The 11,469-nt window shown below is 73.8% G+C and carries 14 protein-coding genes and 1 pseudogene; 7 read left to right on the plus strand and 8 right to left on the minus strand.

Features of this window, described 5'->3' with window-relative positions; translation table 11 throughout:
• Positions 1-98: 98 nt before the first annotated feature.
• Positions 99-377: a GlsB/YeaQ/YmgE family stress response membrane protein gene (locus AC2CJA_RS17980; protein ID WP_484603716.1), complete on the minus strand. Its 279-nt coding sequence runs from the start codon at positions 375-377 to the stop codon at positions 99-101.
• 215 nt (positions 378-592) lie between these two features.
• On the opposite strand from AC2CJA_RS17980, the gene AC2CJA_RS17985 reads away from it, so the two are divergent.
• Both AC2CJA_RS17985 and AC2CJA_RS17990 read left to right on the plus strand, forming a co-directional pair.
• Entirely contained in the window at positions 593-1,099 is a 507-nt protein-coding gene (locus AC2CJA_RS17985) for a DUF3099 domain-containing protein (protein WP_484603717.1), read from the plus strand.
• Between the two features lie 172 nt (positions 1,100-1,271).
• Entirely contained in the window at positions 1,272-1,550 is a 279-nt protein-coding gene (locus AC2CJA_RS17990; protein ID WP_484603718.1) for a hypothetical protein, read from the plus strand.
• Here AC2CJA_RS17990 and moaA read toward each other — a convergent pair.
• On the minus strand, positions 1,533-2,522 hold the full coding sequence (gene moaA / locus AC2CJA_RS17995) for a GTP 3',8-cyclase MoaA (protein WP_484603719.1): 990 nt from the start codon (positions 2,520-2,522) through the stop codon (positions 1,533-1,535). The two genes, AC2CJA_RS17990 and moaA, sit on opposite strands and share 18 nt — an antisense overlap.
• A 230-nt stretch (positions 2,523-2,752) precedes the next feature.
• Between moaA and AC2CJA_RS18000 the strand changes: the two genes are divergently transcribed.
• Positions 2,753-4,282 carry a S8 family peptidase gene (locus AC2CJA_RS18000; protein ID WP_484603720.1) on the plus strand — a complete coding sequence of 510 codons (1,530 nt, stop codon included), beginning with the start codon at positions 2,753-2,755 and terminating at the stop codon, positions 4,280-4,282.
• A gap of 99 nt (positions 4,283-4,381) precedes the next feature.
• Here the strand turns inward: AC2CJA_RS18000 and AC2CJA_RS18005 are convergent.
• Positions 4,382-5,266 (minus strand): annotated as a pseudogene (locus tag AC2CJA_RS18005) (sterol desaturase family protein); the annotation flags it as partial.
• Positions 5,267-5,408: 142 nt separating this feature from the next.
• Between AC2CJA_RS18005 and AC2CJA_RS18010 the strand changes: the two are divergent.
• The 3 genes from AC2CJA_RS18010 to AC2CJA_RS18020 are packed head-to-tail and all read left to right on the plus strand — an operon-like array spanning position 5,409 to position 8,088.
• Complete coding sequence (locus tag AC2CJA_RS18010; RefSeq protein ID WP_484603721.1) at positions 5,409-6,428, plus strand: DEDDh family exonuclease; 1,020 nt, start codon at positions 5,409-5,411, stop codon at positions 6,426-6,428.
• 26 nt (positions 6,429-6,454) lie between these two features.
• Positions 6,455-7,327: an SURF1 family cytochrome oxidase biogenesis protein gene (locus tag AC2CJA_RS18015; protein WP_484603722.1), complete on the plus strand. Its 873-nt coding sequence runs from the start codon at positions 6,455-6,457 to the stop codon at positions 7,325-7,327.
• 5 nt (positions 7,328-7,332) lie between these two features.
• Positions 7,333-8,088, plus strand: coding sequence for an SDR family oxidoreductase (locus AC2CJA_RS18020; protein ID WP_484603723.1), 756 nt, complete (start codon positions 7,333-7,335; stop codon positions 8,086-8,088).
• A gap of 89 nt (positions 8,089-8,177) precedes the next feature.
• Here the strand turns inward: AC2CJA_RS18020 and amaP are convergent, their stop codons facing one another.
• The 5 genes from amaP to AC2CJA_RS18045 are packed head-to-tail and all read right to left on the minus strand — an operon-like array spanning position 8,178 to position 10,616.
• Complete coding sequence (amaP, locus tag AC2CJA_RS18025) at positions 8,178-8,777, minus strand: alkaline shock response membrane anchor protein AmaP (protein ID WP_484603729.1); 600 nt, start codon at positions 8,775-8,777, stop codon at positions 8,178-8,180.
• A gap of 20 nt (positions 8,778-8,797) precedes the next feature.
• The gene (locus AC2CJA_RS18030) at positions 8,798-9,484 is read right to left on the minus strand and encodes a DUF6286 domain-containing protein (RefSeq protein ID WP_484603724.1); all 687 of its coding nucleotides are present in this window, start codon (positions 9,482-9,484) and stop codon (positions 8,798-8,800) included.
• 7 nt (positions 9,485-9,491) lie between these two features.
• Complete coding sequence (locus AC2CJA_RS18035; RefSeq protein ID WP_484603725.1) at positions 9,492-9,902, minus strand: Asp23/Gls24 family envelope stress response protein; 411 nt, start codon at positions 9,900-9,902, stop codon at positions 9,492-9,494.
• A gap of 3 nt (positions 9,903-9,905) precedes the next feature.
• Positions 9,906-10,088, minus strand: a complete 183-nt coding sequence (locus AC2CJA_RS18040; RefSeq protein ID WP_484603726.1) for a hypothetical protein — start codon at positions 10,086-10,088, stop codon at positions 9,906-9,908.
• A 51-nt stretch (positions 10,089-10,139) separates the two neighbouring features.
• Complete coding sequence (locus tag AC2CJA_RS18045; protein ID WP_484603727.1) at positions 10,140-10,616, minus strand: Asp23/Gls24 family envelope stress response protein; 477 nt, start codon at positions 10,614-10,616, stop codon at positions 10,140-10,142.
• A gap of 178 nt (positions 10,617-10,794) precedes the next feature.
• On the opposite strand from AC2CJA_RS18045, the gene AC2CJA_RS18050 reads away from it, so the two are divergent.
• The coding region (locus AC2CJA_RS18050) for a nucleopolyhedrovirus P10 family protein (RefSeq protein ID WP_484603728.1) at positions 10,795-11,469 on the plus strand (675 nt) is incomplete at its 3' end.

The following is an 11,469-nucleotide window of genomic DNA, read 5'->3' on the forward strand; positions in this document are numbered from 1 at the left end:
CGGGCCCGCGGGCGGGGCGCGAGCCGGGGGGCCGGCCGGGGGGGGGGGGGGGGGGGGGGCGGCCCCCCCCCCCCCCGCCCGCGGACCGGTCCGCCCCGTCAGGCCGTCCGCCTGTCGCCTCCCCTGATCTTGACGTACAGGGGCGTGCCCAGCGCGACGACCAGCACGGCACCGGCAAGCTGGAGCAGGTGCCGGATCCAGTCGATGCCCGCGGTGTCCTCCACGCCGATCCCGCCGGCCACGGCGTTGCCGATGACACTGCCGATGATCCCGAAGATGGCGGTCAGCCACAGCGGGATGTTCTGCTTGCCGGGAAGGATGGCGCGGGCCAGCACACCCAGGACCAGACCCACGACGATCGCCCACAACCAGCTCATGTCGCCTCCTCGTGCGGAGCGCTCCGTGCACAGCGCGTTCGGTTCGTGCGGTGGGACGCCGCCCGCCCGTGCGGCCGCTGAGCCGCCCGGGCGAGGGCCGTCCCCGGCGCATCGGGTGCCCTCCACCCGGCGTCGTATGCGGCGGAGTCGGGGCGTAGTGTGGAAAAGGCCGGGAACCAGGCGGGAACGCTCCCGGAAACCGGCCGCAGGAGCAGGTGGTGAGTGTGAGGCACAGGCAGCGCGGTCCCGAGGTCTTCCGGATCACCGGAGCCCGTCAGGGGCTGGCGGAGGACGTCCGGGGCCGGGAGCGGCGCTACGTGATCTCGATGCTGGTGCGCACCGCGGCGGTCCTGCTGACCGTGGTGCTGTGGAACGTGCAGCGCCCGCTCGCCGTGGCAGCCCTGGTACTCGGCGCGACCCTGCCGTATGTGGCGGTGGTGATCGCCAACGCGGGACGGGAGAACACTCCCGCGCTCCCCGACTCCTTCGTCCCCGCACCGCCCCGGCGGGCGCTGGGGCCGGCGGACGCCGGGGAGGGGGAGTCCGGGCCGCGGGCTCGCACGATACGGCAGGAGCCACCGGAGCCGGAGGTACCGGAGGAGGCCCGGGAGCCGGGGCGCGGGCCGGAACCGGACCGTGAGCAGGGCCCGGGCGGCCGCGAGTACCGGCGGCCGGAACCCGGACAGGAGCCGAGCCGTCCGGGCCCCGGCCGGCGCGACTGATCCCCTCGGCCCGGAAGCTCAGGAAAACCTCAGATCAATCGCGCTGTTCCGGTCCCCTGCCGCCGGGTGCGCGTGCCATACTGCGTACACGCTCCGCACCCCCCGTCGGAGCGACAGACCGACGCCGGGCGGCTCCCCCCGTGGCTGCCCGGCGTCGCCGTGTTTGGATGGGGTGGTGACCGATCCCGTGACCGCCTGCCCGCCCGAGACCGCCGTCCCCGTCTGCTCCGCCAAGGGCTGCCGTGGGGCAGCCGTGTGGGTGCTGGCCTGGAACAACCCCAAGCTGCACACCCCGGAGCGCCGCAAGACCTGGCTGGCCTGCGAGGAGCACCGTGAGCACCTGTCGCGGTTCCTGGGGATGCGGGGCTTCCTGAAGGACGTGGTGGCCCTCGCCGAGTGGGAGGGCGGTGCGGACCGGGAGGGGCCGAAGGGGTCAGCCGCCGATCGCTGACATCGGACGGTCCGGCTGGAGGAAGGCCGGGTCGTCCAGGCCCGAGCCGGCCTTCTTGCCCCACATCGCCGCCTTCCACAGCCGTGCGATCTCGGCGTCGTCCGCGCCCGCGCGCAGGGCGCCGCGCAGGTCCGACTCCTCGCGGGCGAAAAGACAGGTGCGGACCTGGCCGTCGGCCGTCAGCCGGGTGCGGTCGCAGGCCCGGCAGAAGGGCCTGGTCACGGAGGCGATCACGCCGACGCGGTGCGGGCCGCCGTCGACGATCCAGCGCTCGGCGGGCGCCGAACCCCGGCTCTCCTCCTCTTCCGGGGTGAGGGAGAAGCGGGTACGCAGGGAGGTGAGGATGTCGCCCGCGGTGATCATGCCCTCGCGGCGCCAGCCGTGCTGGGCGTCCAGCGGCATCTGCTCGATGAAGCGCAGTTCGTAGGCGTGCTCGACGGCCCAGGAGAGCAGGTCGGGGGCCTCCCCCTCGTTGAGGCCCGGCATCAGTACCGCGTTGACCTTGACGGGGGAGAGTCCCGCCTCGCGGGCGGCCGCCAGGCCGGCCAGGACGTCGGCATGGCGCCTGCGGCGGGTCATCCGGTGGAAGACCTCGGGGTCGAGGGTGTCCAGTGAGACGTTGACCCGGTCCAGCCCGGCCGCGCGCAGCGCTCCGGCGGTGCGCTCCAGGCCGATGCCGTTGGTCGTCAGCGACAGTGTCGGACGCGGCTCCAGGGCGGCGCAGCGCTCGACTATGCCCACCAGCCCGGGGCGCAGCAGCGGCTCGCCCCCGGTGAAGCGCACCTCCTCCACACCGAGCAGGGTCACGGCGACGCGGACCAGGCGGACGATCTCCTCGTCCGTGAGCAGCTCGGGCTTGGCGAGCCACCGAAGACCCTCCTCCGGCATGCAGTAGGTGCACCTCAGATTGCACCGGTCGGTGAGCGACACACGCAGATCGGTGGCGACCCGGCCGTAGGTGTCCAGCAGCATGCCGACAGCACCCTCCCACGGTTGGACATCTGCCCCGCAGCGTACGCGACACCCGTGCCGCTCGCCGGACGCCACGTCGGGAACGGTGGTTCGGTGTTCGATGGGGAGTTCCACCATTGCCGCTTCCCCCGTATGAGCGATAGCTTCCGTCGTCATACATCCGTACGGTCAAATCCGATAACCGGACGAGTTGTTGAGAACCCCTGCGTTCACACAGACACGGAGAACCCATGGCATCGAGACCCTCCAGCCGTCGCCGCGCCGTCGCGGTGCCGGTCGGTTTGGCGCTGACCGCCTCCCTGGCCCTGCTGCCCGGCGCCGGCACGGCGCTGGCCCAGGAGACCGGAGCCCCGGCCGCCGTGACGGCGGCCGCGGACGGCGAGCAGCTGTCGTACGTGGTCAACACCTCCTCCCACCCGGGCACGATCCGGCGGGTGGAGCGGGAGATAGCCAAGGCGGGTGGGACCGTCGTCGTCACCCACCGCAAGATCGGCGTGATAGTCGCCCACTCGGCGGACTCCGGCTTCGCGGAGCGGATGCGCGGGGTACGCGGGGTGCACTCCGCCGGCGCCACCCGCACCGCGCCGCTCAAGGCCGCGGGCACAACCGAGGTCGGCGCCCCGCAGTACGTGGCGGAGGCGGCCCGCACCAGCGCGGCCACGGCCGCCTCCGAGGGCGAGCCGATGGAGGCCGACCTGTGGGGCCTGCGCGCCATCCGCGCGGACGAGGCCGCGAAGGTCAACCCGGGCAGCGACAAGGTCACCGTCGCGGTCATCGACACCGGTGTGGACGACACCCACCCGGACCTGGCCCCGAACTTCTCGGCGCGCCAGTCGGCGAACTGCGTCGGCGGCGTGGCCGACACCTCCGAGGGCGCCTGGCGCCCGTACACCGACGGCGACTACCACGGCACGCACGTCGCGGGCTCCATCGCCGCGGCGCGCAACGGCGTCGGCGTGGCGGGCGTGGCGCCGGGCGTGAAGGTCTCCTCCATCAAGGTGAGCGAGCCCGACACCAGCCTCTTCTACCCGGAGGCGGTGATCTGCGCGTTCGTCTTCGCGGCCGACAAGGGCGTGGAGATCACCAACAACAGCTACTACGTCGACCCGTACCTGTACAACTGCGAGGACGACGCCGACCAGGGCGCGGTCGTGGAGGCGCTCCGCAGGGCCTCGCGCTACGCCGAGCGCGGGGGCACGCTGCACATCGCCTCGGCGGGCAACTCCAACCACGACCTCGCCTCCGACGCGATCCTCGACGCCTCCAGCCCGAACGACACCACGCCGGTCGAGCGCACCATCGACCCGTCCGAGTGCCTGGACCTGCCCACCCAGCTGCCGGGTGTGGTGACGGTCACGGCCACGGGTGTGCAGGACCTGAAGTCGTACTACTCCAGCTACGGGCACCGCGTCGCCGACGTGGCGGCGCCGGGCGGCGACCGGTTCCAGATCCCGGACACCCCGTCGGGCAACGGCCGGATCCTGTCGACCATGCCGAACGACTCCTACGCCTTCCTGCAGGGCACCTCGATGGCCAGCCCGCACGTCGCGGGCGTGGCGGCGCTGCTCAAGAGCAGGCACCCCTGGGCGAGCCCGGCGATGCTCCAGCTCATGATGAAGGCGCAGGCGGACAACCCCGGCTGCCCGGAGACCTACGACCCGGACGGCAACGGCGTCGAGGACTCCACCTGCGAGGGCGGCAAGCGCGTCAACGGCTTCTACGGCTACGGCATCGTCGACGCCCTGGACGCCGTCGAGTAGGCCGGGCGACCGCCACGCGGCGGGGGGGGGGCGGGCGGGGCGCCCCCCCCCCCCTCCCGTCTCCCGCGCGGCTCCGGCCGTTCCCACCGCTTCCGGCGCTTCCGCCGCCCCCGGCGGGCCGGGAACCGGTCCGCGCGGTCCCGGCTGCCAGCCGGGACCGCGGAAGAGCCGCCCGGAGGCCTCGCGCCAGTCGCGCGCCGCCCGCAGGTCCCGGGCGATCGCCACGTACTCGTGGGTGGCCACGCGCAGCGGGTTGTGGGTGTCGATGTTCTTGGTCAGCCCGTAGACGCATGGCTCGGTCTCGGGCGCGAAGGAACCGAAGAGCCGGTCCCACACGATGAGGATCCCGCCGAAGTTGCGGTCCAGGTAGCTTCCCTGGGAGGCGTGGTGGACCCGGTGGTGCGAGGGCGTGTTGAACACGTACTCGACCGGCCCCGGCAGTCTGCCGATCCGCTCGGTGTGGATCCAGAACTGGTAGACCAGGTTGACCGAGTGGCAGAAGGCGAGCACGGCCGGGTGCATGCCCAGGAAGATCAGCGGCAGGTAGAACGGCCAGCCGGTCAGGGACGTCCAGGGCTGGCGCAGCGCGGTGGTGAGGTTGAACCTCCGGCTGGAGTGGTGCACCACGTGGCAGGCCCACAGGACGCGGACGACATGGTGGCCGCGGTGGGACCAGTAGTAGAAGAAGTCCTGCGCGAGGAGCATCGGCAGCAGCGTCCACCATTCGACGGGGATCCGCAGCGGGGTGAGCGCGTAGACGGCCGAGTAGACCGCCACGATCGGGATCTTCCACAGGGCGTCGAAGAAGAGGCTGCCCAGGCCCATGGAGAGACTGGTGGCGGTGTCCTTGGCCTCGTAGCCCGCGACGGGGCTGCCCGGCTCCTCGGGACGCAGGCGGTGGCTTACCATCTCCAGGGCCGTCAGCAGCAGGAAGGCGGGTACGGACCACAGCACGACGTCGGGGAGGTTCGGCACGCTTGGCATGAAAGCACCGTAGAGCCACCCGGGAACGGCGGCCAGGGTCTGTTACCGACAAGTATGCGAGACGGCCCGTCAGCAGTCCGCTCACACGGGGTGAGCCGCGGTGATGCGAGGGTGTCAGTGTCGGCCCGTATTCTCTGGAACCATGCTCGATGACCAGTCGGCGGCCCAAGCGCGGCCCGCAGCGCAGCCCAGCACCCCGGCCTGGCCCACCGAATACCCCGACGCCTACGCGGTGGTGGACGTGGAGACCACGGGGCTCGCCCGGGACGACCGCATAGTCTCCGCGGCCGTCTACCGGCTGGACGCACGGGGCGACGTGATCGACCACTGGTACACCCCGGTCAACCCGCAGCGGGATCCCGGGCCGACCTGGATACACGGGCTGACGAGCGAGATGCTGGCCGACGCCCCGCTCTTCCCGCAGATCGCCGAGGAGTTCGGCGAGCGGCTGCGGGGCCGGGTACTGGTCGCGCACAACGCGGTCTTCGACTGGTCGATGATCGCCCGGGAGTACGCCCGCGCCCGGCTGCCGGTCCCCGTGCGGCAGCGACTGTGCACCATCGCCCTGTCCAAGGAACTGGACCTGCCGCTGGCCAACCACCGGCTGGAGACCCTCGCCGCGCACTACGGCGTCGTCCAGCGCCGGGCACCCCCGCGGGGGGCCCACGCCCGGGTGCTGGCCGAGGCCTTCCGGCCGAGCCTGCACCTGGCGGCCGCCGACCGCATACGCCTGCCCCTGCTGGCCTGCCGGTCGCTGACCGAGTGGACCGACTCCGCCGTCTCCCCGGGCCCCTCCTCCGCCGCCGCCGGCGGGCGGGACACGCGGCCCTACGCGGGCGGCTGGCGCCCCTCGCGCAGGCGCCCCTCGTGTCCGTATCCCAACCCCGGCCGGTACGAGCCGGGCAAGCCGCTGGTCCAGGGGATGCGGGTGGCGATCTCCGGGGACACCTCCGTGGACCGGGAGCTGCTGGAGGACCGGGCGACCGAGGCCGGACTCCACATCGCGAGCGGCGTCTCCCGGCTCACCAGCCTCCTGGTCACCAACGACCCCGGCTCCGGCACCTCCAAGGTCGCCAGGGCACGCGCCTTCGGCACCCCGGTGATCGACGAGGCGGCCTTCACCCAGCTGCTGCGGGAGGTGGCCCCCGCCCCGGGGGAATGACGACCGGCGGGGTACGGTCGATGACCGTGCCACCCGTATCGTCCGCACCCTCCGCTTCCGCGTACCGCTTCCTGCTGTCCCGGCAGTGGGTGGCGCTCACCCTCATCGCGCTCGTGCTGATCCCGGGCATGGTCGGACTCGGCTTCTGGCAGCTCCACAGACACGAGGACCGAGTGGCGCGCAACGAGCTGGTGGCCGGGAGCCTGGCCGCCGATCCGGTGCCCGTGGGGGAACTGGCCGCTCCGGGCCGCGGCCCGGCCGACGCCGACCGGTACCGCCGGGTGACGGCGACCGGCGTCTACGACACCGGCGGCGAGACGGTCGTGCGCCAGCGCACCGGCGGGGACGGCCGGAGGATCGGCTACCACGTCCTGACCCCGCTGGTCCGCGAGGACGGCACGGCCGTGCTGGTCAACCGCGGGTGGATCCCGGCGGGCGACGACCTGACGGAGTTCCCCGGGGTGCCGGCGCCTCCCTCCGGGGAGATCACCGTGACCGGGCGGCTGATGGCCGACGAGACGGCCGGCAACGGCGTCAAGGACAAGCGGGGGCTGCCGCCCCGCCAGGTGATGCTGATCGACAGCGCGCGGATGGCCGAGGAGCTGGACCGGCCGGTCCTGGGCGGTTACGTCGCCCTGGAGGAGACCTCGCCGGAGTCCTCCGGGGAGCAGCCCGAACGCCTTCCGGAGCCCGACCACAGCGGCATCGGCCCGCATCTGGCGTACGCGTTCCAGTGGTGGCTGTTCGCCGCCGCCGTTCCCGTCGGCTGGGTGGTGCTGGTCCGCCGCGAGCGCCGGGACCGCCTGGCGGGCGCCGCCGGCACGGAGCCCACCGCGGCCGGCCGGTCCGCCGTTCCGACCCCCTCCGCTGCCGGAACGGCGGACCGACCGGCAGACTGACCCCCATGGATCTCGGACTGCAGGACAGGGTGTACCTCGTCACCGGCGCCACTCGCGGGCTGGGCTTCGCCGCCGCCGGGGAACTGGTCGCCGACGGCGCGAAGGTGATCGTCACCGGCCGGAGCGGGCAGACGGTGACCGAGGCCGCCGAACGGCTGGGCGGCGACGCCTTCGGCATGGTGGCGGACAACGCCGATCCGGCCGCGGCCGACCGGCTGGTGACGGAGGCCCACGAGCGCCACGGGCGTCTGGACGGGGTGCTGATCAGCGTCGGCGGACCACCGGCCGGCTCCCATGAGACGGTCACCGACGACCAGTGGCAGTCGGCCTTCGAGACGGTCTTCCTCGGCGCGGTGCGGCTGGCCCGCACCGCGGCCGCGCGGCTGGGCGAGGGTGGGGTGATCGGCTTCGTCCTCTCCGGATCGGTGCACGAGCCGATCCCCGGTCTGACGGTCTCCAACGGACTACGGCCGGGGCTGGCCGGTTTCGCGAAGTCGCTGGCGGACGAGGTGGGACCGCGCGGCATCCGGGTCGTCGGGCTGCTTCCGGGCCGTATCGACACCGACCGGGTGCGCGGCCTGGACGCCATGACCGGGGACGCCGACGCCGCCCGCGAGCGGAGCTCGGCCTCGATCCCACTGCGCCGCTACGGCACCCCGGAGGAGTTCGGCAGGGCGGCGGCGTTCCTGCTCTCCCCCGCCGCGTCGTACCTCACCGGTGTGATGCTCCCGGTCGACGGCGGCGCCCGCCGCGGCTTCTGACCACGCCCGCCGGGCGTCCCGCACCGGACGGGGAACGGGCGGGCCGTGGAGGAAACGCGGGCGGGGCGCGGCGGTGGGGCGGGGACGTCTCAGCCCGTCGCCCCGCCTCGCCGCCGCGCCGGACGCAGCCGGACCTCCGCGGTCAGCTCGTCCAGTCCCGCCGAGTCACGGGCGTGCTCCAGCGCCTCGTCCCGCAGGCGCTGGAGGATCTCGGCCGGGCTCGCGTGAGCGGCCACCGCCAGTGCGACCCGGGCCCGTACCCCGGAGCGGCGGCGGCCCAGCCTCACCCGGACCCGTTCCGCGCCGGGCAGGGTCCCGGCCTCCTCGGCCATGGCGTCCTCCAGGGTCCGCGTCCCCACCAGGGCGCCGTAACCGTCACCACTGTCGACCAGCACCGTGTCCGGCCGCTGCCTCCACAGCTGCGCCGACAGCCACCACAGTGCGAGCAGGAGCACGGCGGCCGGGGCGCCGATCGCCAGGAGCCACCGCCACCAGTCCGCTTCCCGCCACCAGGCGGGTTCCCCGCGGCCGAGCAGCACCTCCTCGGGCCCGTCCCAGGGCGGGTTCCAGGGCAGATCGAAGCCCCAGCGCCGCTGGAGGTCGAGTCCGCCCAGCAGGGCCGCCAGGCCCAGCACCAGCAGGGCCAGTCCCAGCAGCCCCAGCAGGATCCGGTTCGCCACCGTGAGCATCCGGTCCACCTCGCCCTTCCTCAGCCCTTCTTCGGGCGCCGCACCCGGATCGACCGCCGCATCCTCCGGGCGAGCCCGAGCCGGCGCACACCGTCCTCCAGGGTTCTGTCCAGATCTCCCCGCACCTCGCCCAGGGGCCGGAAGTGTGCCCGTGCCCGCACCCTGGTCCGGCGCCGTCCGGTGTCCACCCGGACCGACCGGACCCCGGGCACGTCCAGCAGCCGGTCGTGCAGCACCGCCTCGGCGGCGGACCGCTCCAGTCCGGCGCGCATCCGGATCCCGTGGGAGACGACGCCGCGCATCGGCAGCAGACCGCGCAGCCCGGGGGTGACCGCCAGCACCACCAGCCACAGTCCCAGCAGGGCCGCGAGCGCCGCGCCGGTGATCGCCCAGGGGTCGTCGAGCGGGCGGGCGGCCAGGTCCGCGGTGATCTCGCGCCGCCATGCGGAGGGGGACTTGTCGATGCTCGCGGCGACGGCCTCGTACAGCAGCGCGGCCGCCACGACGGCCAGGACGAGTGCCGTGATCGCGGCCGGCACCCGCCGCGCCGACCAGAAGCGCCGGGTGCTTCCACCACTCCCGACCGAGGTGCCGCCGTCCGGGCGGCGGTCCGCGTCGAAGGCCCCCTCGACGGGCGGCGCCCCGCCGTCCGGGTCCCCGTCGGCGGCGCCCTCCGGGGCCGGCTGCCGTCGGGCGTCGTGACTCATCGTGTCCTCACCGCGCCCTTCCCCCGCCCCGGCCGGCGGACGGTCCCGTGTGCAGCCGCGTCACCTCGACGGTCACCTGCCGGACCGCCATACCGGCCAGTTCCCGCACCCGTGAGGCGACCCGTCCGCGCACCGCGCCGCACCGCGCGCCGATGTCGCAGGGATAGGGGAGCTCGACGGTGACGGCCACCCGGGCCTCGCCGTTCAGCCCGTCCCGGTCGGGAGGGCGGTGGACGGAGACCTTCGCCCTCGGGTCCTTTCCCTCCCGCGGCGTCCCGGACGCCGCGGGGTCCTCGTCCAGCGCCTCGCGGGCGGCCCGTGCGGCGATCTTGGCGACGACCCGGTCGGCGATCCTCGTCGCCCCCCGTTCGGCCGCGGGAACCCAGGAGATCTCCGCCTTGCGGAATTCCTGCGCCACCGGTCACCGCCGTCCGCCGCCGGAGCGGAAGATCTCTCCCGGTTCCAGGTCGCCGTCGAGGATCCGCCCGGCGACGAAGCCGATCACGCCCAGTACCGCCACCAGGAGGAAGGCCCAGAAACCGCCGAAGTATCCGGCGAAGCCCAGCGCCATGCCGGCGATCAAGCCGACTGCGGCCATGCTCATCGTGCGCTCCTCAGCTTCCTGCTCCGCCCAACCCCTGCGGTCAGCGGTGCTCTACTGCAGCCTCGGCCTCTCGGGCTGCTCTTCCCCCTGCTCGTCGTCCGGCAGCTTGACGTCGTCGACCGTGACATTGACCTCGACGACCTCCAGTCCGGTCATCCGCTCGATCGAGCCGATGACGTTCTCGCGCACATCGCTCGCCACATCGGTGATCGACACCCCGTACTCGACCACGATGTCCAGGTCGATCGCCGCCTGTGTCTCGCCGACCTCGACCTTCACCCCCCGCGTGACGGACGGACCGCCACCGCCGCCGGGGACGCGGTCTCGCACCGCGCCGAAGGTCCGGCTCATGCCCGCGCCCATCGCGTGGACGCCGTCGACCTCGCGGGTCGCCATTCCGGCAATCTTCTCCACCACGCCGTCGGCGATCGTGGTCTTCCCGCGGACCCGCGGGTCGCTCGCGCCCCGCCCCTCGCCGAGCCGTCCGCCGGGAGGACCTGAGCGGTCCTGCTGGGTGGCCTCCGTCATTTCCGTCACCTCTTGCCCTCGGTACGGGATTATTCGTTCCGATACATCCACGCTAATCACGTTCACCCGCTTTCGCCTCATGGGTGCACCGCCACGCGGAGGAAGCGGGCGACCGTGCGAAGCCTTTGGCGCAAGGCTGGGCACCGTTGGTGGAGAACCCTGGAGAGGAGCGCTGACCATGGCCACGGACCGGTTGGCTCAGGCGGTACGACGGCAGATCGGCTTCGGACGTCTGCTCCCGCTGGGCGGAGCGGAGGACGGCGCCTGGATCGCGGAGCGGGCCGCGGCCGGTGTACTGCGGCAGGCTGCGAACGGGCTGCCGGGGGTGCGGCCGGGCACACTGCGGCTCTCCCCGGCCGGGTCCGGCACGGCCGGGGAACCGGCCGTGCCGATGCCGCCCAGCGCGCTCCCGCCCGGTCCGGTCGGGATCTCCGCGGAGTTCGAGGCCGGTGCGGAGGAACCGCTGCAGGCGGCGGCCGAGCGGCTGCGCTCGGTCCTGGCCGAGGCGGCGGAGAGCCGCCTGGGGCTGGTGGTGGCGGCGGTCGACCTGCGGATCACCGGGCTGCTGGAGGGGCCAAACGAGGAACCCCCGCCGGAGGAGCCCTCCGGGGAGCGGGCCGACGGCGGAAGGGCCCAGGACACCGGGGAGGCCGAAACGGCGGTGGGCGCCGCGGCACTGGCCGTTCCGGGTGTGGTGCGCCTGGCTCCCGAGCTGGGAGGCGCGGCCCGGGCGCTGCGGACCACGGACACCGGCCCCGGCGACGGAACGGGCGCGGGCCCCGGCCGCCATGTGCGGGTCCAGTTCGCGGTCGCCGCGGACCACCGTGCGCTCGATGTGGCGCGCGGGGTCCGC

The organism is Streptomyces sp. ATLC9 (genome assembly GCF_057196705.1).

Bases quoted from the DNA above. Each gene is read 5' to 3' on its own strand.
- AC2CJA_RS17980 (WP_484603716.1), bottom strand. From the start codon at position 377: ATGAGCTGGTTGTGGGCGATCGTCGTGGGTCTGGTCCTGGGTGTGCTG.
- moaA (WP_484603719.1), bottom strand. From the start codon at position 2,522: ATGCTGCTGGACACCTACGGCCGGGTCGCCACCGATCTGCGTGTGTCG.
- AC2CJA_RS18000 (WP_484603720.1), top strand. From the start codon at position 2,753: ATGGCATCGAGACCCTCCAGCCGTCGCCGCGCCGTCGCGGTGCCGGTC.
- AC2CJA_RS18010 (WP_484603721.1), top strand. From the start codon at position 5,409: ATGCTCGATGACCAGTCGGCGGCCCAAGCGCGGCCCGCAGCGCAGCCC.
- AC2CJA_RS18020 (WP_484603723.1), top strand. From the start codon at position 7,333: ATGGATCTCGGACTGCAGGACAGGGTGTACCTCGTCACCGGCGCCACT.
- amaP (WP_484603729.1), bottom strand. From the start codon at position 8,777: ATGCTCACGGTGGCGAACCGGATCCTGCTGGGGCTGCTGGGACTGGCC.
- AC2CJA_RS18030 (WP_484603724.1), bottom strand. From the start codon at position 9,484: ATGAGTCACGACGCCCGACGGCAGCCGGCCCCGGAGGGCGCCGCCGAC.
- AC2CJA_RS18040 (WP_484603726.1), bottom strand. From the start codon at position 10,088: ATGAGCATGGCCGCAGTCGGCTTGATCGCCGGCATGGCGCTGGGCTTC.
- AC2CJA_RS18045 (WP_484603727.1), bottom strand. From the start codon at position 10,616: ATGACGGAGGCCACCCAGCAGGACCGCTCAGGTCCTCCCGGCGGACGG.